Origin of the sequence: Novosphingobium sp. AAP83 (genome assembly GCF_001295795.1) — a bacterium.
GTDB lineage: Bacteria > Pseudomonadota > Alphaproteobacteria > Sphingomonadales > Sphingomonadaceae > Novosphingobium.
In genome coordinates this window covers 29,882-54,758 of the sequence record NZ_LJHY01000002.1, presented here as the reverse complement: position 1 = coordinate 54,758, position 24,877 = coordinate 29,882, and the positions used below count along the sequence as shown (strand labels likewise).

General features: G+C 60.2%; 21 protein-coding genes. All 21 read left to right on the top strand.

Features of this window, described 5'->3' with window-relative positions; all coding sequences use genetic code 11:
- Window positions 1-230 precede the first annotated feature (230 nt).
- The 21 genes from IP81_RS01125 to IP81_RS01025 all read left to right on the top strand — a co-directional run bounded on the left by IP81_RS01125 (window position 231) and on the right by IP81_RS01025 (window position 24,631).
- Window positions 231-776, top strand: a complete 546-nt coding sequence (locus IP81_RS01125) for a division/cell wall cluster transcriptional repressor MraZ (protein WP_231626193.1) — start codon at window positions 231-233, stop codon at window positions 774-776.
- Entirely contained in the window at window positions 773-1,768 is a 996-nt protein-coding gene (gene rsmH / locus IP81_RS01120; RefSeq protein ID WP_054106135.1) for a 16S rRNA (cytosine(1402)-N(4))-methyltransferase RsmH, read from the top strand. Before IP81_RS01125 ends, rsmH begins: the two co-directional genes overlap by 4 nt.
- Window positions 1,765-2,568, top strand: a complete 804-nt coding sequence (locus IP81_RS01115) for a hypothetical protein (RefSeq protein ID WP_054106134.1) — start codon at window positions 1,765-1,767, stop codon at window positions 2,566-2,568. Before rsmH ends, IP81_RS01115 begins: the two co-directional genes overlap by 4 nt.
- Window positions 2,565-4,310, top strand: a complete 1,746-nt coding sequence (locus IP81_RS01110) for a penicillin-binding protein 2 (protein WP_054106133.1) — start codon at window positions 2,565-2,567, stop codon at window positions 4,308-4,310. The genes IP81_RS01115 and IP81_RS01110 overlap by 4 nt, the downstream gene beginning before the upstream one ends.
- Complete coding sequence (locus IP81_RS01105) at window positions 4,307-5,755, top strand: UDP-N-acetylmuramoyl-L-alanyl-D-glutamate--2,6-diaminopimelate ligase (protein ID WP_054106132.1); 1,449 nt, start codon at window positions 4,307-4,309, stop codon at window positions 5,753-5,755. Before IP81_RS01110 ends, IP81_RS01105 begins: the two co-directional genes overlap by 4 nt.
- Complete coding sequence (gene murF / locus IP81_RS01100) at window positions 5,752-7,221, top strand: UDP-N-acetylmuramoyl-tripeptide--D-alanyl-D-alanine ligase (protein ID WP_054106131.1); 1,470 nt, start codon at window positions 5,752-5,754, stop codon at window positions 7,219-7,221. Before IP81_RS01105 ends, murF begins: the two co-directional genes overlap by 4 nt.
- Window positions 7,222-8,286 (top strand): phospho-N-acetylmuramoyl-pentapeptide-transferase, encoded by a 1,065-nt coding sequence (gene mraY / locus IP81_RS01095; protein WP_054106130.1) that lies wholly within the window; start codon window positions 7,222-7,224, stop codon window positions 8,284-8,286.
- Window positions 8,283-9,614, top strand: coding sequence for a UDP-N-acetylmuramoyl-L-alanine--D-glutamate ligase (gene murD, locus IP81_RS01090; RefSeq protein ID WP_054106129.1), 1,332 nt, complete (start codon window positions 8,283-8,285; stop codon window positions 9,612-9,614). Before mraY ends, murD begins: the two co-directional genes overlap by 4 nt.
- Before the next feature lie 38 nt (window positions 9,615-9,652).
- Window positions 9,653-10,846: an FtsW/RodA/SpoVE family cell cycle protein gene (locus tag IP81_RS01085; protein ID WP_054106251.1), complete on the top strand. Its 1,194-nt coding sequence runs from the start codon at window positions 9,653-9,655 to the stop codon at window positions 10,844-10,846.
- A complete protein-coding gene (gene murG / locus IP81_RS01080) occupies window positions 10,843-12,009 on the top strand; it encodes an undecaprenyldiphospho-muramoylpentapeptide beta-N-acetylglucosaminyltransferase (RefSeq protein WP_054106128.1) in 1,167 nt (388 codons plus the stop codon). The genes IP81_RS01085 and murG overlap by 4 nt, the downstream gene beginning before the upstream one ends.
- A complete protein-coding gene (murC, locus tag IP81_RS01075; RefSeq protein ID WP_054106127.1) occupies window positions 12,006-13,430 on the top strand; it encodes a UDP-N-acetylmuramate--L-alanine ligase in 1,425 nt (474 codons plus the stop codon). Before murG ends, murC begins: the two co-directional genes overlap by 4 nt.
- A gap of 56 nt (window positions 13,431-13,486) precedes the next feature.
- Complete coding sequence (gene murB / locus IP81_RS01070) at window positions 13,487-14,374, top strand: UDP-N-acetylmuramate dehydrogenase (RefSeq protein ID WP_197274486.1); 888 nt, start codon at window positions 13,487-13,489, stop codon at window positions 14,372-14,374.
- Window positions 14,371-15,312 carry a D-alanine--D-alanine ligase gene (locus IP81_RS01065; RefSeq protein ID WP_054106125.1) on the top strand — a complete coding sequence of 314 codons (942 nt, stop codon included), beginning with the start codon at window positions 14,371-14,373 and terminating at the stop codon, window positions 15,310-15,312. The genes murB and IP81_RS01065 overlap by 4 nt, the downstream gene beginning before the upstream one ends.
- 5 nt (window positions 15,313-15,317) lie before the next feature.
- Complete coding sequence (locus tag IP81_RS01060; RefSeq protein ID WP_082355862.1) at window positions 15,318-16,319, top strand: cell division protein FtsQ/DivIB; 1,002 nt, start codon at window positions 15,318-15,320, stop codon at window positions 16,317-16,319.
- A 9-nt stretch (window positions 16,320-16,328) separates the two neighbouring features.
- On the top strand, window positions 16,329-17,609 hold the full coding sequence (ftsA, locus tag IP81_RS01055) for a cell division protein FtsA (RefSeq protein WP_054106124.1): 1,281 nt from the start codon (window positions 16,329-16,331) through the stop codon (window positions 17,607-17,609).
- Between the two features lie 176 nt (window positions 17,610-17,785).
- Window positions 17,786-19,237 (top strand): cell division protein FtsZ, encoded by a 1,452-nt coding sequence (gene ftsZ / locus IP81_RS01050; RefSeq protein ID WP_054106123.1) that lies wholly within the window; start codon window positions 17,786-17,788, stop codon window positions 19,235-19,237.
- A 63-nt stretch (window positions 19,238-19,300) separates the two neighbouring features.
- A complete protein-coding gene (locus IP81_RS01045; RefSeq protein WP_054106122.1) occupies window positions 19,301-21,358 on the top strand; it encodes an SPOR domain-containing protein in 2,058 nt (685 codons plus the stop codon).
- Between the two features lie 203 nt (window positions 21,359-21,561).
- On the top strand, window positions 21,562-22,065 hold the full coding sequence (locus IP81_RS01040; RefSeq protein WP_054106121.1) for a YbjN domain-containing protein: 504 nt from the start codon (window positions 21,562-21,564) through the stop codon (window positions 22,063-22,065).
- A gap of 6 nt (window positions 22,066-22,071) precedes the next feature.
- A complete protein-coding gene (gene proC / locus IP81_RS01035; protein ID WP_197274472.1) occupies window positions 22,072-22,878 on the top strand; it encodes a pyrroline-5-carboxylate reductase in 807 nt (268 codons plus the stop codon).
- Window positions 22,879-23,001: 123 nt separating this feature from the next.
- The gene (locus tag IP81_RS01030) at window positions 23,002-23,745 is read left to right on the top strand and encodes a Bax inhibitor-1/YccA family protein (RefSeq protein WP_054106120.1); all 744 of its coding nucleotides are present in this window, start codon (window positions 23,002-23,004) and stop codon (window positions 23,743-23,745) included.
- A 202-nt stretch (window positions 23,746-23,947) separates the two neighbouring features.
- Window positions 23,948-24,631, top strand: a complete 684-nt coding sequence (locus IP81_RS01025) for a hypothetical protein (protein WP_054106119.1) — start codon at window positions 23,948-23,950, stop codon at window positions 24,629-24,631.
- Window positions 24,632-24,877: the final 246 nt, after the last annotated feature.

Sequence of the window (24,877 nt, the reverse complement as noted above, 5' to 3'; positions counted from 1 at the left end):
GTGTGAGGCTAGCTTGAAGTTAGTGATGAAATTTCAGTAGTATAAGGATCATCATTTCGGGAAAAGTTTGGTTAAGCTGGCGATGATAATCAGAAATAATAGTTTGGAATCAGTGGTTGTCCGCTTTTTCCCGCATTTTCCCCTTTTCGCCCGCGCCGTCCCGCGTTAGTAATGCTTCCCATCGGGACGAAATCCAATCGCATCCGCGGGGGATGATTCGGCACTGCGCGATGGCGCAGCGCCGAGGGATGGTTTTTGTCCGCGAGCGGGGTGTTTTCGTGGCGGGAGGGCCGGCAAATTTCGTAGGACAAGGCTTTTCGCCTCGCGGCGAAAAGGGCCGCTATGTCCTGCCTGCCGACTTTCGCTCCGACATCTTCGCAGCGTCTGACAACACCCGCATTCTTTGCCTCGACAAGCATCCCCGCTTGCCCTGCCTTGTCGGATTTGGCCTTTCGCGCCTGTCAGACTTCGCCGCCGAAATTGACCGTGAAGAAGAGAAGAAGCTGCGCCTTGGTATCGATTTTGATCGGGATATGGCTGAAGCGCAGGTCTATGGCTTTTATCGCGCGAGCTTCGACGAAAGCGGGCGGTTTGTGCTGCCTGAGCACCTTGCCGAACTCGGTGGTGTCGAAGACGGCCTCTATTTCCATGGCGGCGGGCGCCAGATCACAATCTGGAATCCCAGCATTCTGGCCCAACAAAGCGCGGGCTGGGAAAGCGCGCAAGCCGGTTGCCGCGCCAAGATGGCTGAAGCGGCCAAGGGGAAGCGCAAATGAGCGCGCTCCAAAATTCGGATGAGCGCGTCCCGCACATTCCCGTCTTGCTCGATGAAGTCGTCGCAGCGCTTTGCCCGAACGCGGGCGATCTGATCGTCGATGCGACGTTTGGTGCTGGCGGCTATACCCGGCGCTTGCTGGAAACGGGCGCAATCGTCCACGCCTTTGATCGTGATCCCGACGCGATTGAGGCAGGCATGCGCTGGCCCGAAACCGGCGGTGCAACCACTACGCTTGTTTTGCATCCACGCCGTTTTTCCGAACTGGCTGAAGGGCTGGCCGAGGCAGGCATTGCCGGTGTGCATGGCGTGGTGTTCGATATCGGCGTAAGTTCGATGCAACTTGATCAGGCCGGGCGCGGCTTTGCGTTCTCCTCCGATGGTCCGCTCGATATGCGCATGTCGCAAGAAGGGCCAAGCGCGGCTGATTTCCTGAACGACGCCGATGAAGCCGATATCGCCGATGTGCTGTACCGCTATGGCGACGAGCGCCAATCGCGGCGGATTGCGCGCGCCATTGTAGCTGCGAGGCCGCTGACCACAACCGGGCAATTTGCCGCCGTTGTGCGCAAGGCGCTGGGCTATCGTCCGGACATCAAGGGGCCAAAGGCGCAAAAAGACCCTGCGATCCGCAGCTTTCAGGCTGTGCGGATTCACGTGAATGGCGAATTGGACGAATTGATTGAAGGCTTGGCGGCGGCGGAAAAAGTGCTGTTGCCCGGTGGCCGGATTGCGGTGGTCAGCTTTCACAGCCTTGAAGACCGCATCGTCAAGCAGTTCCTGCGCGATGGCGCGGGCGCTTTGCCTTCGGGTTCGCGCCACATGCCGCAAATGCAGGCCAAAGACCTGCCAGTGTTTGAAAAGCCATCGGGCGCCATCCGTCCGACCGAGGCAGAAGAAGTGCGCAATCCGCGCGCGCGTTCAGCCACGTTGCGCTGGGCGGTGCGGACTGCGGCTCCGGCACGCAGCGGCGAGGGGAGGGTAGCGGCATGATCGCATCGGCCAATCGGGTCCGTTCTGCGGGCTGGCTTGTCTTGCTGGGGCTTTGCGTTGCGATGGTGCTGGTGCTGGCGTTTCGCGTCAATGCGCTGCGCAGCCAGATCCACCGCGCCGAGGCACGGATCATCGCGCTGAAACAAGATAAAATGTACCTTGAAACCGAGTTCGAGACCCGCGCCAACCAACAGCAATTGAAGGTGTGGAATGACGTCGAGTTTGGCTATGCCGCGCCCGATGCCAGCCAATATCTTGAGGGTGAACGTGAATTGGCCAGCCTGAGCGTACCCGATATGGCGAACACGCCCGAGCCGATCCGCGTGGCCAGTATGGACGATCGCGTGATCGCATCGGCAGCGTTCCCGGCAATGGTATCACCGCTTTCGGGCAAAGCATTGACGAGCGCCAACGACACCGATGATTCAGAGGCGCAAGTGCGTCGGGCGCGGATGGATCATGCCGAGGCGGTGGTGACTTTGAAAGACCGGCTTGGCACTGTTGTGGAAGTAGCACCGCGCAAGCCTGTGCGTACGGAAACGGTTTCTGAAAAAGAACGGGCTGTAGCTCCGGCCAAGAAGCCTGAAAAAAAGGTGGCTAAGGCAGAAGTGTCGGGCAAAGTGGAGACGGCGAAGTCTGATAAAGCCAACAAGGCGGGCAAGGCCAACAACCCCAAAGGCGATAAGACCAAGTCCAAACAGGCTGCCAAAGAAACTGCGGATAAGCCTGCTGCCAAGAAGGCCAAGGCGCGGGCCGAAATCCGCGCTGCCGGGCGCAAGGAGGCTAAGGCGACCGGGTGAACGCTTTGACCGCATCTACCGCAATTGCTTCGGGCCGGGTCCGCCTTGCCAATGTTCGCCAGCGTTCATTGGTCGAAGCAAAACTGCGCGTGTTGATGGTCGCGTTTCTGTTTTTGCTGACAGGCTTTGGTGCGCTGGCGCGGATCGTGCAACTGGGCCTGTTTGAAGAACCGCCCGAGCGCCGTTCGCTTGCCGAAGCCTTGCTGCCGCCACGCGGGGAGATTGCCGATCGCAACGGTTTTCCGTTGGCCCGCGCATTTCCGATCTATGCCTTGTGGTTTAATCCCAAGGCGTTGGGGGCTGACGGATCATCGCTGGTGAAATCGCCAGAAGAAGTGGCTGCGGCGCTGATGCAGGTGTTTCCGGACGCTGATTTTAATGATCTGGTGCAGCGGCTGAAATCCGACAAGCCCAGCTATCTTCGCCGCAGGGTGATGCCCGAAGAGGCCAACCGCATCTTCGCGATGGGCGAACCGGCGCTCGAATTCCCGCGCGAAAACCAGCGCTTTTATCCTCAAGGCTCGCTTGGCGCGCATGTGCTTGGCTTTGTTGATGGCGAGGGCAAGGGTCATGTAGGCATGGAGAAAGTGCTGGAAAAGCAATTGCTTGATCCGGCGCAGCGCGGCCGTCCCGTAGCGCTTTCTATCGACATGCGCGTGCAAGGCGCGCTGGAAGATGAACTTGGCCGTGGCATGATGGAGACATCGGCCAAAGGTGCGGCCGGCATCATCCTTGATGTTGATACCGGCGAAGTGGTTGCGCTGGCGTCTTTGCCTTCGTTCAATCCGAACCGTTCGGACATGGCCTACAACGATCTGGTGTTCAACAAGGTCACCAATCAGGTTTATGAATTGGGCTCGACATTCAAGCCTTTGAGCGTCGCTGCCGCGATTGATGCAGGTGTGATTACCGACCTTTCCGTGCGCTATCCGGCGAACCGTCCGTTGGAAATCAGCGGCTTTTCCATTCGGGATAGCCATGACTTCGGGGACTCGCTCAACGTGCCTGAGGCGCTGATCCATTCGTCCAATATTGTGACGGCGCAGATTGCCGACAAACTGGGCAGTGCGCGGATGAAAAGCACGATGGCAGCGCTTGGCATGCTCGAGCGCCCCTATATCGAACTGCCAGCCCGTGGCTTTCCAATTTCGCCACGCAGCTCGGGCAAAGGCGGCCAATGGTCCCGGCTTTCGACGATGACGGTGAGCTATGGCCATGGCATTTCGGTAACGCCCTTACACCTGGCAACGGCTTATGCGACGCTGGTTAATGGCGGCTTGTGGCGTCCGGCAACGCTTTACAAGGTTGACCCGGCCAATGCGCCTGAAGGGCGGCGGGTTTTCAAGGCATCGACCAGCGCACGGATGCGCCAGTTGCTGCGCATGATCGTGGTTGATGGTACGGGTAAATCTGCCAACGCTGCGGGTTTCCGGGTGGGCGGAAAAACTGGATCGGCTGACAAACCCAGCAGCAAGGGCGGTTATAACCGAACATCGGTTGTCGCTACTTTTGCGGCAGCCTTTCCGATGGATAAGCCGCGCTTTGTTGTGATCGTCATGCTCGATGAACCGCAAGGCACTGTGGCAAACTCGTTCCAACGCACGGCTGCAACAAATGCCGGACCGATCGTTGGCCGCGTGGTTCCGCGCATTGGACCATTGCTAGGCATTGTGCCTGATGACAGCCGCGATATTGATATCTCTGATCTGTCACCACTGGTGCGCAATGGAGATGGCGAATGAAGCTTGATACGATCTTGGGCGCGGCGGGCCTGTCTGTAACAGATTCGGACACCAACGTGACCGGCTTTGCTATCGATCATCGCAAAGTTGCCCCGGGCACCGTATTCGGGGCTTTCCCGGGGGCGAGGTTCAATGGCGAGGATTTCATCGTGCATGCAGTGAAAGCAGGCGCGGTGGCCATCGTTGCGCGCCCAGAGGCGGTGGTTGAAGGCGCGGTCCATGTGGCCGATGCCGAACCACGGCGGGCGTTTGCGACACTGGCTTCGCGGTATTTCCAGCCTGTGCCCGAAACTGTGGTGGCGGTGACGGGCACCAACGGCAAGACGTCTTGCGTTGAGATGACCCGCCAGATCTGGCGCATGGCTGGGTATTCGGCTGCATCGATTGGCACGTTGGGCGTAACGACAGCGGACGAGAGCGTTTCCACAGGCCTCACCACGCCGGACATCGTCACTTTCCTTTCGAACATGACCGGATTGGCGCGCGAGGGGGTGACGCATGTGGCCTATGAGGCATCGAGCCACGGCCTTTCGCAATATCGCAACGAAGGCTTGCGCGTTGTTGCGGGGGCTTTCACCAACCTGAGCCGCGATCACCTCGATTACCACGCCACGATGGATGATTACTTCGCGGCCAAGATGCGGCTGTTTGATCACGTCGTCGAAGATGGCGGCACGGCGGTTGTGTGGATGGACGACGAATGGTCTGATCGCGCAGTCGAGCACGTGCGCCAGCGCGGCTTGCAGTTGTTCGGTGTGGGGGAGCAGGGCGATGCCATCCGCTTGCTCAAGCGGACACCGACGCAGCTTGGGCAGAGGCTTGAGGTGGAATGCGAGGGTAAAGTCCGCAAGATCAACCTGCCGCTGATCGGCGCCTATCAGGCCGCAAACGCGCTGGTATCGGCAGGCTTGGCGGTATCTTCGGGTCTGAATGCAGATCGGGTGTTTGATGCGCTGGGACGGTTGCAGCCGGTGCGCGGACGGCTTGAGCGCGCGGCGATCAACCGTGCGGGCGCGCCGGTCTATGTCGATTATGCGCATACGCCCGATGCCATCGATGCCGCGATTGCCGCGCTGCGTCCGCATGTGCAGGGACGGTTGATCACCGTATTCGGCGCAGGTGGGGATCGCGATGGCGGCAAGCGTCCCGAAATGGGCCGTGCGGCGTGTGCCGGATCAGACCTTGTGATCGTGACGGACGATAATCCGCGCGGTGAAGATGCCGCAACAATCCGCGCAGCGGTTCTGGCCGGATGCGATGCAAAGGCGCGCGAGATCGGCGACCGGCGCAGCGCGATAGCGGCGGCCATTGCCGAGGCTGGTCGCGATGATATTGTGCTGGTGGCGGGCAAAGGGCATGAACAGGGGCAGATAATCGGGCGGGGCGATGCGATGCGCGTCCTGCCGTTTGACGATGTGCAGGTTGCAAGGGAGTGCACGACATGACCGCTCATCCAGCGCTGATTGAATGGCCTGGGGACGCCTCTGACGCGGCCGGATTGGCACTGTGGACAAGCGCCGAGATCGCGACTGCTACAGGTGGCAGGGCGAGCGCGCCATTTGCCGTTTCGGGCGTCGAGATTGACAGCCGCGAAGTGCGCGAGGGCGATCTGTTCTTTGCGTTGAAAGGCGAGGCTTCAGATGGCCACCGTTTTCTGGATGGCGCATTCGGCAAAGGTGCAGCAGGCGCGGCGGTGGAACATGCGTGTTTTGGCCCGCACGTGCTGGTTTCCAATACGGCAACCGCGCTTGAGGATCTGGGCAAGGCCGCGCGCCTGAGGGCAGATGCAGGCATTATCGGGGTGACGGGCTCTGCGGGCAAAACCGGCGTCAAAGAAGCGCTTTATGCAGCGCTTGACCGGTCGAGCAGGGGCCGCGCGCACCGTTCGGTCAAGAGCTACAACAACCACGTTGGTGTGCCTTTGAGCCTTGCGCGGATGCCTGCGGCCACGCGCTTTGGCGTGTTCGAGATGGGCATGAACCATGCCGGTGAACTCTCGGCATTGACACAACTGGTGCGCCCGCATGTGGCCATCGTGACAACCATCGCGCCTGCCCATATCGGCCACTTCAGCGGCGAAGAGGCGATTGCGGACGCCAAGGGCGAGATTTTTGAAGGTCTTGAACCCGGCGGGGTTGCGATTGTTCCGCATGATAACGCCCATTACGAACGCCTGCGCGCCAAGGCGGCGCTTCATGCCGCGCGGATCGTCACTTTCGGCCAGCACGCCGATGCCACGGTGCGATTGATTGATGCTGTACCGGCGGTGGGCGGCGGCACTTTGGTGACTGCCGATCTTGGTGGCCGCAAGGTATGCTATACTATCGCCCAACCCGGCGCGCATTGGGTGGCCAATTCGCTGGCCGTGATGGCTGCGGTTGAAGCCATTGGCGGCGATCTTGGTGCGGCGGGGCTGGCTTTGGCGGAAATGGAAGGCCTTGCCGGGCGCGGCGCGCGCCATACCATTGCCGCATCGGGCGGTGACGGATCGGGCGCGGCGCTGCTGATTGACGAGAGCTACAACGCAAATCCGGGATCAATGGCGGTAACGCTCCAGCAATTGGGGCAGACGCCCGCCAAGCGACGCATCGCCATTTTGGGGGCGATGCGTGAACTTGGCGCGGATGAAGCGCGTTATCATGCAGAATTGGCAGGTCCGATTGCCCAAGGCAAAGTTGACCGGCTGATCCTTGTTGGCCCCGAAATGGTGGCTTTGGCCGACGCTCTGGGGAAAAAACCGGGCTCATCGCTTGCCGCTCCAATTGATGTGGCGCATGTGGACAACACGAAAGAAGCGCAGGCGTGCCTTGCTGCTGATGGCGTGCGCGGGGGTGATGCCATCCTCGTAAAGGGGTCGAATTCGGTGGGCTTGGGCGCCCTTGTGCGTGCGCTTACCGCCAGGGAACAATGAATGCTCTATTTGCTGGCGCAATGGCTTGAATTCGAAGGATTCAGCAATCTTATCCGTTACCAGACGTTTCGGGCTGGAATAACCTTGGTCACCGCGCTGGTGATCGGCCTGATCATCGGTCCGCGCTTCATCAACATGTTGCGAATCCGTCAAGGCAGGGGGCAGCCGATCCGTGAGGATGGCCCGCAATCGCATCTGGCCAAGCGCGGCACGCCAACGATGGGCGGCTTGATGATTGTCACGGCGCTGACGCTGTCATTGCTGCTGTGGATGGACCTTGATAGCCGGTTGGTCTGGGCCTGTGTCGTGGTAACCTTGGGCTTTGGATTGATCGGTTTTCTCGACGATTATGACAAAGTCACCAAATATGCGCACAAGGGCGTTCCTGCCAAAGTGCGCCTTGCGGGGGAATTTGTCGTTGCCGCGATCGCTGCTTGGTTGGCGGTGGGCGAGACGAACCTTTACGTGCCGGTGTTCAGCAATCTCTACATCCCGCTGGGGCCGTTCTATTATCTGTTCGCGATCTTCGTGATCGTGGGGGCAGGCAATGCGGTGAACCTGACCGATGGCCTTGATGGTCTGGCGATCATGCCGGTGATCATTGCTGCGGGTACATTTGCAATCATCGCATACCTTGCCGGACGCACCGACTTTGCTGCCTACCTCGGGATTCCCCACGTCAAAGGTGCGGGCGAACTGGCGATATTCTGCGCAGCGATGATGGGCGCAGGGCTGGCATTCTTGTGGTTCAATGCGCCACCTGCCGCCGTGTTCATGGGCGATACGGGCAGTTTGGCACTGGGCGGCGCGCTGGGCGTGATTGCGGTGGCAGCGCATCACGAGATTGTTCTGGCGATTGTCGGTGGTCTGTTCGTAATGGAAGCTGTTTCGGTGATCGTGCAGGTTGCCGTGTATAAGCGCACTGGCAAACGCGTGTTCCGCATGGCCCCGATCCATCACCATTTCGAACAGTTGGGCTGGAAGGAATCGACCGTGGTCATTCGCTTCTGGATCGTGTCGATTGTGCTTGCGCTGATCGGCCTTGCCACGCTGAAAGTGCGGTGATCGTTTCCAGCGCCTTTGCGGGCAAGCGCTTTGCGGTGCTTGGCCTTGCCCGTTCGGGCGTGGCAAGCGTTGAAAGCTTGTTGGCAAGTGGCGCCCGGGTAATAGTTTGGGATAGCCGGGAAGAGCCGCGTGCCGCATTTGAAGGGCGGGCGGACATAGCAGACCCCTTGGCCATCGATCTGGCGGGTTTCGATGGTGTGGTTGTATCGCCCGGCGTGCCGCTCAACCGCCACCCGATTGCCGATCACGCCCGCGCCGCCGGGGTGCCGATCATCGGCGATATCGAATTGTTTGCGCAAGCCCGCGCGGAGCTTCCGCCGCACCGCGTTGTGGGCATAACCGGCACCAACGGTAAATCGACGACGACGATGCTGGTCCACCATATCTGTGCGGCTGCCGGACTGCCGGTGCGGCTTGGCGGCAATATCGGTTTGCCGGTTCTGGGGCAGGAGCCACTGCCTGAGGGCGGCGTCTATGTGCTGGAATTGTCGAGCTACCAGATCGATCTGACGCAAAGCTTGGCCTGCGATGTGGCGGCGCTGATCAACCTCAGCCCCGATCATCTTGATCGGTATGACGGATTTTCAGGTTATGCCGCATCCAAGGCGCGGTTGTTTGCCATGCAGCGGGGCGATCAGCAGGCTGTGTTCGGCTGTGGTGACGAACATACATTGGAGATCGCCGGTGAGGCGTCGGCCTCGCATCAAGCAGGCATGGTGCAGATCGTTGCGCCCGATGCGTTGACGGGGCAGGCGGATTGGCCATCGCTGCAAGGGCCGCATAACCTGCAAAACGCCGCGATTGCGGTGGAGATCGTGCGCCAGCTTGGCATCGGTGAGGACGTGTGGCGTCCTGCTCTGGCCAGCTTTGTCGGCCTGCCGCACCGGATGGAGCGGGTGGCCGAGGCGGGCGGCGTGCTGTACGTTAACGACAGCAAGGCGACCAATCCGGCCTCGACCGCGCCTGCGCTTGGCGCTTATCCGCGCATCCACTGGATCCTTGGCGGCTTGCCAAAGGCCGATGATCTGGACGAGTGCGCGCCCTATTTCAGCCATGTCGTGGCGGCCTATACCATCGGCGAAGCCGGCCCGCGTTTTGCCGAATTGCTTGAACCGGTGATGCCCGTCACGCGCAGCGAAATGCTGTGCGATGCGGTGCGGCAGGCGATGGACGCTGCGCAGCCCGGCGATGTTGTGATGCTGTCTCCGGCCTGCGCCAGCTTTGACCAGTTCCGCGATTTTGAAGCGCGGGGCGATAGTTTCCGCCAAATTGTCGAGGCCTTGATCGAGGATCGGGCCGAGGCCTGTCGGCAAGAGACCGGGCGATGAGCACGACGCCAACGCCCACGCGCCTTGTTACCACAACGATGCCGGAAGGCGGCGTTCGCGTGGTCGGTCATGGTGCGCGTTTCCGCCGCAGCCGCCGCAGCGAACTGCTGATCTGGTGGCGCGAGATTGACCGGATGTTGCTGGGGCTGATCCTGTTTTTGGTGGTGATCGGCGCGATTGCGGTTGCCGCAGCATCACCTGCAAGCGCAAGGCGTTTGTCCACATCGACCAAGTCGCTGGGCGATCTGTACTTTTTCTGGATTCACCTGCGCTGGGTTATGGTAGGCCTTATCGCCATGTTCTTTGCGTCGGTCCTGCCCAAGGAAGCCGCGCGGCGTGGTGCCATCATCCTTGCAGGGGCGATGATCCTTGCGCTGGTGCTGGTGCCTCTTCTGGGTAGCGAAGTGAAGGGGGCAAAGCGCTGGCTGTGGATCGGCTTCAGCTTGCAACCGTCAGAATTCCTGAAGCCCGGTTTTGCCATTGCGATTGCGTGGATATTATCATGGCGGGTGCGCGATCCGAACATTCCGGTGATCGGAATCACAATTGGGATCATGGTGCTGGTGGGCATGCTGCTGATGGCGCAGCCTGATTTCGGTTCGACTGTGTTGTTTGGCGGTGTGTGGTTTGTTTTGGCGCTGTTGTCCGGATTGCCAATCACCCGCGTGTTGTGGTGCATGGGATTGGGCGTGGTCGGCGTCATTGCGGCTTACCTGTTTTATCCCAACGCAACGAATCGCATCGATAGCTTTATCTCGGGCGGTAGCGAATTCGATCAGGTCGATCTGGCCATGCGCACTTTGCTGAATGGCGGATGGAGCGGCACCGGACTGTGGCTGGGCAGCCGCAAGAACTCCTTGCCCGAGGCGCATACCGATTACATTTTTTCGGTGATCGGTGAGGAGTTTGGCCTCGTTGCCTGTGGTGTGGTGGTGGTGGTCTATTGCGTGATCGCGCTGCGCGTGTTGATCCGCCTGCTGGATGAGGAAGACCTGTTCACGATCCTTGCCGCAGCCGGGCTGACCGCGCAACTCGTCGGACAGGCCTTCATCAATATTCTTGTGAACCTGCAACTTTTCCCTTCGAAAGGCATGACTTTGCCCCTGATCAGCTATGGTGGATCGTCGACCATTGCGCTGCTTGCGGGGGTGGGTTTGCTGCTGGCGATTACGCGCCGCAACCCCTATCTTTCACGGGAAAAGTTTGATCTTTCGGAATTTACACGCAAATGAACGCCGTATCCCGACACTACGTGCTTGCCGCTGGCGGCACTGGCGGCCACCTGATTCCAGCATTTGCGCTGGCCGTAGAGCTTGAACGGCGCGGCCATCACGTTGCTTTGGTAACCGATGAGCGGGGGGCCAAGATTCCCGGCAAGCCCGATTTCCTGCCAGCCCATGTGTTGCCCGCAGGCCGTCTGGGTAAAAACCCGGTAGCGCTGTGGAAGGGCCTGCGCGCGATCTGGCAGGGCCGCGCGATGGCCCTGCGGTTGTTTGACAGCTTTGAACCATCCTGCGTGATCGGTTTTGGCGGCTATCCCGCTTTGCCTGCGCTTTTGGCGGCAGGTGCGGCCAAAATCCCGACAGTCATCCACGAGCAGAACGCCGTATTGGGCCGCGTCAATCGCTTTCTGGCCAAACGTGTTGATGCCATCGCCACGGCTTATGGCGAAGTTGAGCGGCTGGATGCAAAGCTGTGGGGCAAAGTCCACCGCGTTGGCAATCCGGTGCGGCCCGAAGTGCTGGCGTTGCGCGGTGAGCCATTCCCGGAATTCACCGAAGATAGCCTGTTTCGCGTGCTGGTGACGGGGGGGAGTCAGGGGGCTTCGATCTTGTCTGAAGTGGTGCCCGATGGGCTGGCGATGCTTCCGCCTGCTCTGCGGCATCGTTTGCAGGTGACGCAGCAGTGCCGCCCCGAGGATATTGAGGCGGTTCGCGCCCGTTATGCGGCGCATGAAATACCCGCAGAACTCGGCACTTACTTTGAGGATATGCAAGGGCGGTTGGCGGCTGCGCATTTGTTTGTGGGCCGTGCCGGGGCATCGACCATTGCGGAGCTGACGGCGGTTGGCCGCCCCGCTATCCTGATCCCGCTGCCGATTGCCACAGACGATCACCAAGCGGCCAATACGCGCGAAATCGTGGCCGCAGGTGGCGCGCGGGCTATCCGGCAAACCGGGTTCACGCCCAAGGAACTGGCCAAGCAGATCCAGACGATGGCGCTCCATCCGCGCACCCTTTCCAATGCTGCCCATGCGGCGTGGAATTGCGGGTTGCCCAATGCGGTCAGCGATTTGGCTGATTTGGTGGAGAGCTTCGGAGGCGAACCGATTATGGACATACTGCGTGTTGATACGCGCGCAACAGCAGCTTCGGGTCAGGAACAATTGGCATGAAGGGTGTTGGCACCGAGATTGGCACGATCCATTTTGTGGGGATCGGCGGCATTGGTATGTCCGGCATTGCCGAAGTGATGCACAACATGGGGTACGCGGTGCAGGGTTCGGACATGGCGGAAGGCTATGTCGTGGAAGGACTGCGTTCACGCGGGATTGATGTGATGATCGGCCAGCGCGCCGAGAACGTCGCTGGCGTGGCGGTTGTCGTGACCTCTACCGCTGTGAAGCGCGATAACCCCGAAGTTGTCGCCGCGCTTGAAAACCGCATCCCGGTTGTGCGCAGGGCCGAAATGCTGGCCGAACTGATGCGCTTGAAAAGCACAGTTGCGGTTGCCGGAACGCACGGGAAGACGACGACGACTTCGATGATCGCCTGCCTGCTCGATGCGGGCGGAGTTGATCCGACGGTGATCAACGGCGGGATCATCAATTCCTATGGCTCCAACGCGCGGTTGGGCGATAGCGATTGGATGGTGGTTGAGGCCGACGAGAGCGATGGTTCGTTCCTGCGCCTTGATGGCACTTTGGCGGTGGTTACCAACATTGATCCTGAACACCTCGACCATTACGGCTCGTTCGATAAGGTCAAGTCAGCCTTCGTCGAATTCATTGAAAACGTGCCGTTTTATGGTGCAGCTATGCTGTGCATCGATCACCCTGAAGTGCAGGCGATCATCCCCAAAGTGCGTGACCGCCGCGTGGTGACATACGGTTTTTCGGCTCAGGCCGATGTGCGCGGCGAGGCGGTGACGCCAATTCCGGGCGGCAACCGTTTTGATGTGATGCTGCGTCAACGCGATGGTTCGTTCCGGCGGATCGAAGGTCTCGAATTGCCGATGCCGGGCCGTCACAACGTTCAGAACGCGCTGGCGGCTGTGGCGGTTGCTGCGGAAATGGGCGTTTCGGACGAATTGATCTGCACCGGCTTTGCCAAGTTTGGCGGGGTCAAGCGTCGCTTTACCAATGTGGGCGAAGTGGCTGTGGGCGAAGGTCTGGTCACCGTGATTGACGATTACGGCCACCATCCTGTCGAAATCCGCGCCGTGCTTGCGGCTGCGCGCGAAGGCGTGCAGGGCCGCGTGATCGCCGTTGTCCAGCCGCATCGCTTCACCCGTTTGCGCGACCATATGGAAGAGTTTCAGGGCGCGTTCAACGATGCCGATGTGGTCTATGCTGCGCCTGTCTATGCTGCCGGTGAACAGCCGATTGAGGGCGTGGATAGCGCTGCGATGGTTGAGGGGATCAAGGCGCGCGGGCACCGCTCTGCGCATTTGATTGGCGGCGCGGATGCTTTGGCCTTGGAATTGGCGGGCGTGGTGCAGGCTGGCGATATGGTCGTGTGCCTCGGCGCAGGCGATATCACCAAGTGGGCTGCCGGACTAGCCGCTGCGATTGTGCGTGAACGGAGCGCTGCGTGACTGGGTTGGGCCAACACCACCCCCCAACCCTCTCCTCTGAAGAGGAGGGGGGGCAGATTGGTTTGGGTGTTGTCCCGCGCGGCAAGCTGACACCTGGCGCACCGCTTGCACCACTGGTGTGGTTCAAGTCTGGCGGCACGGCTGATTGGTTGTTTGAGCCCAGGGATGTGGCTGATCTGCAAGACTTTCTGGCAGGTCTGGCGCCGGGCATACCGGTTATGGCGCTGGGTCTTGGTTCCAATCTGATCGTGCGCGATGGCGGGGTTCCGGGCGTGGTGATCCGGCTGGGCAAGGCTTTCGCCAAAGTCGAGAAGGTGGACGAGGTCACATTGAATTGCGGAGGCGGGGCGAGTGGCATCCTCGTTTCATCCACCGCGCGCGACAATGGCATCGCGGGTCTTGAGTTTTTGCGGTCGATTCCGGGCACAGTTGGTGGCTTTGTGCGGATGAATGGTGGCGCTTATGGGCGCGAAGTGAAGGATGTGCTGATCGATTGCGACGTTGTGATCCGCTCGGGCGAGATTGCCACGCTGCCGCTTTCGGAATTGGGGTATTCCTACAGGCATTCCGAACTGGTTGATGGCTGCATTGTGGTCGCCGCGCGGTTCCGGGGCCACCCCGGCGAGCCTGACGCGATCCAGACCGAGATGGACCGGATCAGCGCCGCGCGTGAAGCATCGCAGCCACTGCGGTCAAAAACCGGAGGCTCCACTTTCAAGAATCCCGATGGGGGTAAGGCTTGGGAACTAGTCGACAAGGCCGGTTGCCGTGGCCTCACCATCGGTGGCGCGCAAGTGAGCGAGAAACACACCAACTTTCTGATCAACACCGGCGAGGGGACCAGCGCCGAGATCGAAGAATTGGGCGAGGAAGTGCGTCGGCGGGTGAAGCAGCACTCGGGCGTGGAACTCGAATGGGAAATCAAGAGGATTGGCAGGCCGTGACACTTCCGAAACTTCATGTCGCGGTGCTGATGGGCGGCTGGTCGAGCGAGCGGCCGGTGAGCCTCATGTCGGGCGAGGGCGTTGCCAAGGCGCTGGAGTCCAAGGGGCATCAGGTGACGCGGATCGATATGGACCGCGATGTGGCCTTGCGCTTGGCTGAAGCGAAGCCGGACGTGGTGTTCAATGCGCTGCACGGAACGCCCGGCGAAGACGGATCGATTCAGGGCCTGATGGACATTATGGGCCTGACGTATACGCATTCTGGGTTGGCGACGTCGGTCATCGCGATTGACAAGGAACTGACAAAGCAGGCGCTCGTGCCGCATGGCATTCCGATGCCCGGTGGGCGCATTGTGCGCACCGAGGAGTTGTATCGCGGTGATCCGCTGCCGCGCCCTTATGTGTTGAAGCCGGTCAATGAGGGATCATCGGTCGGTGTTGCGATCGTTACTGCGGAGGGCAATTATGGCGATCCGATCAAGGCGGATGCGGTTGGTCCTTGGCAGGAGTTTGACGAACTGCTGGCCGAACCTTTCATTCGCGGGCTGGAACTGACCACGGCGGTGATTTGCGACCGTGCTTTGCTGGTGACGGAACTGAAGCCGAAGTCGGGCTTCTATGATTTTGACTCCAAATATACCGAGGGCATGACCGAGCATATCTGTCCGGCGCAAATCCCTGACGAGATCACCGAAGCGTGCAAGGACATTGCCCTGCGCGCGCACAAGTTGCTGGGCTGCCAGGGCACCAGCCGTTCGGACTTCCGCTGGGACGATCATCAGGGCGTCGAAGGCTTGTTTCTGCTGGAGGTGAATACCCAGCCGGGGATGACGCCGCTGAGCCTTGTGCCCGAACAGGCCAAGGCTTTGGGCATGGACTATCCTGATCTGGTGGAGGCGATCATCGCCGAAGCGCTCAACGATTCCGGAAAGGGCTGATCATCATGGCGCAGACGATCAAGCGTGGCGGCAAGGGCGTACGGCGGGCAGCAGCGGCGCGTAACACGCAGCGCAAGGTGCATACCGCGCGCCAGCAGACCGGTTCCCTGATCGATAGCGTGATGCGCTGGTTGCCGTTCAGCGAGGAGACGCTGCACAAGATTGTGATGACGGCGGTGCTGGCGATTGCAGCGGCGATTGTGTGGACCGTGGCGGTGATGGCCAATATCCCCGCGCTGGCATCAGAGCAGGCGGCACTTATGGTATCGGACGCCGGGTTCAAGGTGAGCCATCTTGAAGTGCGCGGCGTTAACCGCATGAACGAATTGAAAATTTATGAGCGTATTCTGGGCCAGAACGATCGCGCGATGAGCACGCTTGATCTGGGCGGATTGCGCGATGAACTGAACGAACTGCCGTGGGTCAAGGACGCCCGCGTATCGCGCAAACTGCCAGATACATTGGTGATCGACATCATCGAGCGCAGCCCGCACGCCGTTTTGCGCAAGCCTGATCGCATGGTACTGATTGACGAGACGGGCGCCGAACTAGAGCCGATCAAGCAGGACCGCGCCAAGGGTATGCTGGTTTTGGCTGGACCGGGTGTGGGCAAGCGGGTTGAAGACCTGACGCACCTGTTGGAAGCCGCTCCTGCGTTGAAGCCGCAAGTTGCCGAAGCGGAATGGGTGGGCAATCGCCGCTGGAACCTGACGTTCAAGACCGGCCAGATGCTGGTCCTGCCCGAAGGTGATGAAAAGGCGGCGAGCGCCTTGCTGAGCTTTGCGCGTATGGACGGCGTCAACCGGTTGCTGGGAGGCAAAGTTGCGGCGTTTGACATGCGTGCCGGCGACCGGATTTACATGCGCGTGCCGGGACATGCGGATGATGTTGCAACCGAGAAACTGGCCGTTGAGCAGGCCAAGGCAGAGGCGAGGCGCGAAAAGGCCAATGCTGCCGCCGAAGACCAGGTTGAGGCACAATCGGCCAAAAAGTCTGATGAGGGATAAGCCAGGATCATGGCCGCGCCCCGGATTTCAAAGGTTTTTGCTGCCGTAAACATCGGCTCGTTTCGCGTGTCTGCGATGATCGCAGGGGTGTCGGAAACGGGAGAGATGATTGTTCTGGGTTCAGGCCACCGCGCCGCGCAAGGGATCAGGCGCGGTTATGTGACTGACATGCAAGCCGCCACGCATTCGGTCCGCGATGCGATAGAGCGCGCCGAAAAGATGGCCAACATCGGCATCCAGAAGGTGTGGATCGGCTGTTCCGGGGCAGGGCTGATGAGCACCACAACGCGGGTCGAGGTGGACATCGGCGGCAGGCGGATCGAGCAGGACGATATCGAGCATTTGCTGGTGGCCGGACGCGAAATGATCGAACCCGATGGCCGCACGGTGCTGCACGCGCAACCGGCGCATTATACGCTCGATGGTGCCCACGGCGTACCCAACCCCAAGGGCCTGCATGCCGAGCGGTTGGCCGTGGATATCCATGTTATGCTGGCCGATGGTGCGCCCGTCCGCAACTTGCGCGAAGCGGTGCAGAATGCGCACCTTGATGTGGAAACCGTGGTGGCATCGCCAATCGCGGCAGGGCACGCCTGCCTCACGCCCGAAGAACGCGAACTGGGTGTGGCACTGGTGGAATTTGGCGCAGAAGTGACGACCGTTTCGGTCTATGCCGCTGGCATGCTGCTGGGCATGATGGTGATCCAGTATGGTTCTGGCGATATTACCGATGCCGTGGCTTCGGCCTTCGGCATCCGCCGGTATCAGGCAGAGCGGCTGAAATGCATGTCCGGTTCTGCCATTGCCAGCCCTGCCGATCACCGCGAGCTGATTCCGGTAAACGCGCCGGGCGATCCCGAAGGCGGGCCGGTGGCGCGCCATGCCGACGACAAGAACCGCATCCCGCGCGCCGAACTGATCTCGGTGATCACGCAGCAACTGGGTTTTTTCACCGAAGAAGTATCCAAGGCGTTGAAGGCCATGGGCTTTGTCGGGCAGACCGGGCAGCAAGTGGTGCTGACAGGTGGCGGCGCACAATTGCCGGGCCTTGCCGATTACACCCAGTCGGCGCTTGGACGGCCGGTGCGGATCGGTTCACCGCCGACAATGTTGGGCCTGCCGCCCGCTCATGCGACGCCCAGTTCATCAACATTGGTGGGACTCGTATTGTTTGCGGCGGCAGATCCGGTCGACATTCGAACAATTGGCCCAGCCTATTCAGCAGGTGGCAGTTACAAGGGCATGAAGTTGCTGAATCGGCTGGGTCGGGCGTTGAAAGATTATTTTTGATGGTCTTATCCGGTGTTCCGCATCGGAAATGGCTGTATTTGCACCCGTCATAGTGCTGCAACCTGTGGAAAAGCTTGATCGGCCTTTGATTCGTTGGTCGTCCTTGTGCCACAGGTTAGTAGAGCTTTATTTTACGCCATGATCGGCGGATGACTGACCCGATTGGGAGACCGACAATGAGCATCAACATCGGACCGCCGGCAATTGACGAACTTCGTCCCCGGATTACGGTGATCGGCGTCGGTGGCGCAGGTGGCAATGCCATCGCCAACATGATCAACGCCAAGATTGAAGGCGTCGACTTTGTTGTCGTCAATACCGATGCGCAGGCATTGAACAATTCGATCGCCGAGAACCGCATCCAGCTTGGCCCAGATATCACGCAAGGCCTTGGCGCTGGTGCCCGCCCTGAAGTGGGCCGTGCTGCTGCCGAAGAGACATTGGAAGACCTTGAGCGTTCGCTGGAGGGCGTCCACATGTTGTTCATCGCCGCCGGCATGGGTGGTGGCACCGGCACGGGCGCTGCCCCCGTTATTGCCGAAGCCGCGCGCCGCAAGGGCGTGTTGACAGTGGGTGTGGTGACCAAGCCGTTCCTGTTTGAAGGAACGCGCCGCATGCGCGCCGCCGAAAGCGGCATCGAAGAACTGCAAAAGCATGTCGATACGCTGATCGTCATTCCAAACCAGAACCTGTTTCTGGTGGCCAAGGCCGAGACGACTTTCAAGGAAGCGTTCCAGCTTGCCGACGAAGTGCTTCAGCAAGGTGTCCGTTCGATCACCGATCTTATGGTCATGCCAGGTCTGATCAACCTCGACTTTGCTGACGTGCGCTCGGTCATGGGTGAAATGGGCAAGGCGATGATGGGAACGGGCGAAGGTGAAGGCCCGAACCGTGCACTGGAAGCGGCTGAGCGCGCGATTGCCAACCCGCTGCTCGATGGCGTTTCGATGCAAGGCGCCAAGGGTGTGATCATTTCGATCATCGGTGGCGATGATATGAAGCTGCTTGAAGTGGATGAAGCGGCCAATCACATCCGTGAACTGGTTGATCCCAACGCGAATATCATTTGGGGTTCGGCGTTTAACCCCAACCTTGATGGCAAGATCCGGGTTTCGGTTGTTGCAACCGGGATCGAGCAAAGCGTTGAGCAGGCCGAGGTCGCATCGCGTCCGATGACGATGCCATCTACCTCGCGCGGGCCAGCGGTGCCGGCATCGGCATCGACGGCACCAACCTTCGCACCGCCGCCGCCTGTGATGACGGATTCCGCGCAGCAGCCGGTATGGGCACCGCCATCCGAGCCTTACCAGCCGGTTGCGCAGCAGCCACAAGACTTTGAGATGCCGCTCAACCTTTCAGAAGCGCAAGAGGCGTTTGCTGATCCACAGGCAGATGAATTGCTGTTGGGCGGAATTGAGGCACCGGCAGAGCAGGTGCCGCAGGCTGACCCTTCGATGCAGCGTTTGAGCCGCCCGTTGGAGGAGCCTGTTGCCAAGCCGTCTGGCGGGGGCAGCACTTTGTTTGAACGGATGGCCAATCTGTCTCGCGGAAGCCGTGATGAAGAGCAGGCTGACGATGGTAACGCGTTGAATATACCGCGCTTCCTTGGTCGTCAGAACAACCAGTAAATTTTATCGAAGCGGCGGTACGTTGCCGCCGCTTCATGTTCGGGTTTGTATGGGCGCTGCCGGATGACGATTCGTTTTACACGCGCGCCCGGTTTTGCCGGTTCAGGGTTAAGGCTTTCTCTGGCGCTGCTTTCATCGGCGGCGTCCTCGGTTGCATTGGCGCAAGTGGATAGTGATCCTGACGCACCGGTGACGGTTTCGCGTCCGGTCGTGCAATCCACCGCGCCAAGCCCCAGCCGCGAATTGAACCTATCGCTTGCCCGGCTTGCGGCTGATCCCCGCAATGTTTTTGCGCTATTTGAGGCTTCGGAAGCAGCGCTGAAGCTGGGGGATAGTGACGCAGCTATCGGGTTTTTGAAGCGCGCCGAGGAACTTCAGCCCGGCAATCCACGCTCTAAAGTGCTGATGGGCAGGGCGCATCTTCTCGCCGAGAACCCCGTGGAGGCGGTCCGAGCCTTTGACGAAGCCGAGCGGGCAGGCGCTGATACGTTCGCCATGGCGGCAGACCGGGCGCTGGCTTATGATTTGGTGGGCGACAATGGCCGGGCGCAGCGCTGGTATCCTGTGGCGTTGAGCAAAGGGTCGGATGATGAAATTACCCGCCGCTATGCGCTCAGCCTTGCGATTTCGGGTGACCGGCGCGGCGCCGAAGCCTTGATCGCGCCTTTGATTAACCGGCAAGACCGGCCAACTTGGCGCACACGCACGTTTGTGATGGCGGTAACGGGTGGCCCTGATGAAGCGGTGGCGGTGGCCTATGCTTCGATGCCGCAGGATTTGGCTGCGGGGATCGCGCCCTATTTGCGCTATATGCCGCGCCTGACCCCGGCGCAGCAGGCGGCTGCGGCCAATTTCGGGCGTTTTCCGAGGGCTGCGGATATTGGCCGTGATGACCTGCGGATCGTGCAATATGCGGCATTGAACCCGCGTGGGCCTCGGGTGGCTGAAGCCGGCTTGATCCCTTCAGGCGCAGCACTTGGCCCTTCGGCAAGCACTGAAAAGGCGAGCCGCGACAAGCGTCGTCGGCCCGGACGCGAAGATCGGACGCTTGCTGCGGCTAAACCTGCTGTAGCGCTGCCGCAGCCAAAGGTTACGGTAGTAACGCCAAGCTCCGCTGTCGCTACACCTGCGGCAAATCCCCGCGTTTCGTCGCAAGCAGCGCGCGCGGGTGTGCTCTCAGTGCTGGATCTGCCGCCTGGCGCGCCGCGTGCCACTGTACCGCCGGTCCGCGCACCGCAGGCTTTGGTTGCGCTAACGCCAACACCAACGCCAGGGCCGACTCCCGCACCAGCGCTAACGGTGGCGACGCAGCCTCAGGCAGTGCAACCTGCTCCGGTGAGCAAACAAACGCCGCCACAAGTCACCGCGTCCAGCCCAGCGCCCGGATTCGATCTGGCGCTGGTCGGTGGGACCACGAAGGTGACAGCCCCCCCTGCGGTTGTCCCGTCGGCCCTTTCGCAAACAGCAACTGTCGCATTGGTGCCAATGCCAGCGTCGGGTTTGGACACGACGGCAATACCGGTGGTTCAACCCACGCCTGCGCAGGATAAGCCAGCTGACCTGGCCAGCCTGTTCAAGACATTTACGCCACCTGCGGAAGAGCGGCAGGCTCCGGTTGAAGCGGTGGACATTACCAAGATCGCGCCGAAGCCGGTGGTCAAGCAGGCAAAACCTGATCCGCGCGGCGAGCGCCCCGATGGCCCGACCGACGTTTCGCGCACGAGCGCCAAAGTGCCGGAAAAGCTCTCGGCCAAGGACGTCAAGGCTGCGGCCAAGGATCCGAAGAAGGCGGCCAAAGACGCCAAGGATGCAAAGGACGCCAAAGCAAAGAAGGCCGCGCCGAGCCACCCGAGCCGGATCTGGGTGCAGGTACTGACCGGCGCCAACAAAGACGTGATGGACAAAGAATGGCGGCGCATGGTGAAGGAAGCGCCAACCGTTTTCCGGGGGCGGAAACCTTATCTTTCACCATGGCGCACCAATTACCGTTTGCTGACAGGGCCGTTCGAAAGCGAGGCTTCGGCGCAAGAATTCATCACGAAGCTGAGCAAAGATGGTGTTGCGAGCTATCAATGGACAAGTCCTGCGGGGCAGGCTGTCGATACGCTTTCCTTAAAGTAGCGGGGATATGAGGCGGGGCATTGTTCAGTCCTTGTCCACAGCTTTCCCACAGGCTTATCGAGTTTTGCCCAACCGCCTGTTAACCGGTCATTGTCCTTAAGGGGGTCCACCCCCCATGGATGCGGTCGACGGCAGGTTCGGCACAACGCCTTGCCGGGGGCCGCCCATCCGGGGAGACCCATCGAGTGTTCAGGGGACGTACCATGCGGACCGGCCATGACGACAATGAGCGCGATGAGGCAGCTCCCGTCGACATGATCGCCTCACTTTTCGAGGCGCGCGGTTGGCCCTGCGAATTCGTCTCGGATGACGAAGTGAGCGGGGAAATCCAAGGGTCTTGGGCCAGTTACCAAGTTCGCGCAATCTGGCGCGCTGAAGATCATGTCTTGCAGATTTTGTGCTTGCCCGACATCCGGATAGCCGATGACAAGAAAGCCGTGGTCTTCGAATTGATGGCGCTGATCAACGAGCAAGTGTGGATCGGCCACTTCGATATGTGGTCCAACGGTTCGGTGCTGCTTTACCGCCATGGATTGATGCTGGGCGATGACGGCTTGCTGAGTTTGGGCCAGGCGCAGGCCGCGATTGAAGCAGCGGTAGATGAGTGTGACCGGTTCTATCCTGCATTCCAGTTTGTGCTGTGGGGCGACAAGAGCCCGGCCGAAGCGCTGACAAGCGCAATGGTTGATGCTGCGGGCGAGGCTTGATTGCTGATGACGATGAAACTGCTCCAGTTCGGCTGCGGAAATATGGGCGGGGCGATGCTGGAGGGCTGGCTGAAAGGCGGCTTTGCGGCAGAGAGTTTCACTATCGTTGATCCCTATCTGAAGGCCGCGCCTGAAGGCGTGCGCCTGTTGGAAGCAGCTCCCGCGGGTGAGGCCGCGTTTGATGTTGTGCTACTCGGATTCAAGCCACAGCAGTTGCCCGATGCGGCGGCAATGGTGCAGCCGTTTGTCGGCGCGCAAACGCTGTTGCTGTCGATCCTTGCGGGCGTTGACCTTGCCACTTTGCGCGCGGCGTTTCCCGCGGCCAAGGCTATCGTGCGGGTGATGCCCAACCTTGCGGCAGCGCTGGGCAAATCGCCGATTGCGCTGTTTGGCGATGCCGACGGCACGGCGCAGGCGCTGACCGATCGGTTGATGGCACCGCTGGGCCAAGCCGAATGGCTGGCGAGCGAGGACCAGATGGATCTGGTGACAGCCCTTGCAGGGTCCGGACCGGCGTTCGTCTATCGCTTTATCGATGCGCTGGCCGAAGGCGCAACGGCGCTGGGCCTGCCACGCGAGCAAGCCGACCGGCTGGCATTGTCGATGGTGGAGGGAGCGGCCATGCTGGCAGCGGCATCAGAGCACTCACCCGGAGAATTGGCGCGCAGGGTCGCCAGTCCCGGTGGTGTGACGCAAGTGGGCATTGATATTCTTGATGCTGAACGCCGTTTGGCCCTGCTGATGGAAGGCACCTTGCGCGGCGCGCGTGACCGTAGTGCCGAAATGACCGAGCAGGCGCGGATGCGCGGATAGGCTTGGCAACAATTCGTTACAAATCATTGTGCGTCCATTATGCCGGTTTCGCTTGAAACTTGGCGTGACTGCGCCGATATTCGTAAGAGGTGGCCATCGGGGCCACAGAACGGAGCTTTGAAAATGGCAAATTGGAACGACCAGCAGCCCACCGGAAGGGGCTTCGGCGCGTCTCCGAGCCTTTCCGGCGCTTCTACTCGCGGCGAAGTGTTCGACGCGGGCCTGCGCCGTCATATGCTGTCGATTTATAATTACATGGCCTCGGGCGTGTTGCTTTCAGGTGCCGTGGCTCTGATGGCAGTGACCTTGGGCGTGACGCAAGCTGTTGCCGGCACGCCGCTGATGTGGCTGGTCATGCTTGCACCGCTTGCTTTTGTGATGTTCATGAGCTTTGGCGCAAACAAGTTCTCCACTACAGCCTTGCAGGGCATGTTCTGGGGCTTTGCCGTGGCGATGGGCCTGTCGATGTCGACCATCTTTCTGGTCTATACCGGCGCCTCGATCGCAACCACGTTCTTCGCCACAGCAGGCGCTTTTGCCGGCCTTAGCCTTTATGGCTACACCACAAAGAAGGACCTGTCCGGCATGGGCAGCTTCCTGATCATGGGTGTATTCGGCCTGCTGATCGCTTCTTTGCTCAATATATTCCTGAAGTCTTCGGGCCTCGGCTGGGCTATCAGCTTCCTTGGCGTTCTGATCTTTGCGGGCCTTACCGCTTACGATACGCAGCGCCTGAAGGAGCAGTATGCTTATGTTGCGGGTACGGAATTTGCAGGCAAGGCCGTCGTTCTCGGCGCCTTGAGCCTTTATCTGGACTTCATCAACATGTTCCAGTTCCTGCTGCAATTCCTGGGCGAGCGTCGCTGATACCGCCTAAGTAAATGAGATAAAGCCCGGCGGGTCTTCGGCTCGTCGGGTTTTTTATGTCTTGGGCTTTCTTATGTCGCTACTGCCGCGCTAAGGAATTTTTTTAAGCTTGCAGAAAGGATCCGAGGCTCAAACTTCTGGTTGCCCAAGTTTCTGGTTATCAGAATTTTTGCAGTCGACAGGATCATTCGGGGAAATGCCAATGCTTCGTATCCGGCGCGCGATTGCGCCAACTCTGATTGTTTCAGCGCTGGCCATTGGCTTGGCATCGTGCGCGCCAAAAGCGCCGCCACCGCCGCCACCGCCACCACCGCCGCCCAAAGTTGTGGTGATTCCGCCAAAGCCAACGCCGCCCAACGGTGCTTCGGGCAATATCTATCTGCCGCCAGCCGACGCCAATGGTTTGCGCCGGTCGATCAACCGCGACATTTCGAACACGCAGATCGTGTGGAACTTGCGCTCGGCCTTCAACGTGGCTGCGCTCAATTGCAACGCGCCAAAACATGCCGAGATTCTGCCGCGTTACAAAACCTTCCTCACAACGCATGGCAAGGCGCTGAACGCGTTTAACAAGAAGCTCGATGCAGAATTCAAGGCGCGTTACGGCGCGAAATACATTGCCCCGCGCGAAAGCTATATCACCTCGGTTTACAATCATTACGCATTGCCGCCGACGCTCATGGACTTTTGTGATGCGGTGAATGCTGTGATGAGCGACGGGATTGCGATCAAATCAGCCGAGCTTGAGCCGTTTGCGGTTCGCAGCCTGCCCAGCATCGAAGTTGTGTTTGATGACTTTTATCGCCGGTATGAAATCTACCGCAACGATCTGGCCCAGTGGGAAGCGCGTTATGGCGCATCCACCTCGGGTGCTGGCGGAAGCTAAAGAGCCTTCGCGTTGATTGGGTGAGAATCAGTCTGGTCACAACAGAGGCGCTGCGCTAAGGGCAGCGCCTCTGGCGGCAATTGTCGTTGGATGTGATGCCGGCAACCGAGCCTTTACGCAAAGCCGGGGGTAGCCCCGTTGGCTCTGTCAGGCATCATCAGAACCGCATGTTTCAAGCAGGCCTTGCGCGGTTTCTATCTGTCGGCAACATTCGCTTTGGCAGTTTTTCCGGGCCTGTTGTTGGAT

Bases quoted from the DNA above. Each gene is read 5' to 3' on its own strand.
- ftsA (WP_054106124.1), top strand. From the start codon at position 16,329: ATGGCCGCGCCCCGGATTTCAAAGGTTTTTGCTGCCGTAAACATCGGC.
- rsmH (WP_054106135.1), top strand. From the start codon at position 773: ATGAGCGCGCTCCAAAATTCGGATGAGCGCGTCCCGCACATTCCCGTC.
- ftsZ (WP_054106123.1), top strand. From the start codon at position 17,786: ATGAGCATCAACATCGGACCGCCGGCAATTGACGAACTTCGTCCCCGG.
- IP81_RS01045 (WP_054106122.1), top strand. From the start codon at position 19,301: ATGACGATTCGTTTTACACGCGCGCCCGGTTTTGCCGGTTCAGGGTTA.
- murC (WP_054106127.1), top strand. From the start codon at position 12,006: ATGAAGGGTGTTGGCACCGAGATTGGCACGATCCATTTTGTGGGGATC.
- proC (WP_197274472.1), top strand. From the start codon at position 22,072: ATGACGATGAAACTGCTCCAGTTCGGCTGCGGAAATATGGGCGGGGCG.
- IP81_RS01105 (WP_054106132.1), top strand. From the start codon at position 4,307: ATGAAGCTTGATACGATCTTGGGCGCGGCGGGCCTGTCTGTAACAGAT.
- murG (WP_054106128.1), top strand. From the start codon at position 10,843: ATGAACGCCGTATCCCGACACTACGTGCTTGCCGCTGGCGGCACTGGC.
- IP81_RS01025 (WP_054106119.1), top strand. From the start codon at position 23,948: ATGCTTCGTATCCGGCGCGCGATTGCGCCAACTCTGATTGTTTCAGCG.
- mraY (WP_054106130.1), top strand. From the start codon at position 7,222: ATGCTCTATTTGCTGGCGCAATGGCTTGAATTCGAAGGATTCAGCAAT.
- IP81_RS01040 (WP_054106121.1), top strand. From the start codon at position 21,562: ATGCGGACCGGCCATGACGACAATGAGCGCGATGAGGCAGCTCCCGTC.
- IP81_RS01115 (WP_054106134.1), top strand. From the start codon at position 1,765: ATGATCGCATCGGCCAATCGGGTCCGTTCTGCGGGCTGGCTTGTCTTG.
- IP81_RS01085 (WP_054106251.1), top strand. From the start codon at position 9,653: ATGCCGGAAGGCGGCGTTCGCGTGGTCGGTCATGGTGCGCGTTTCCGC.
- IP81_RS01060 (WP_082355862.1), top strand. From the start codon at position 15,318: ATGGCGCAGACGATCAAGCGTGGCGGCAAGGGCGTACGGCGGGCAGCA.
- IP81_RS01125 (WP_231626193.1), top strand. From the start codon at position 231: ATGGCGCAGCGCCGAGGGATGGTTTTTGTCCGCGAGCGGGGTGTTTTC.
- murF (WP_054106131.1), top strand. From the start codon at position 5,752: ATGACCGCTCATCCAGCGCTGATTGAATGGCCTGGGGACGCCTCTGAC.
- IP81_RS01030 (WP_054106120.1), top strand. From the start codon at position 23,002: ATGGCAAATTGGAACGACCAGCAGCCCACCGGAAGGGGCTTCGGCGCG.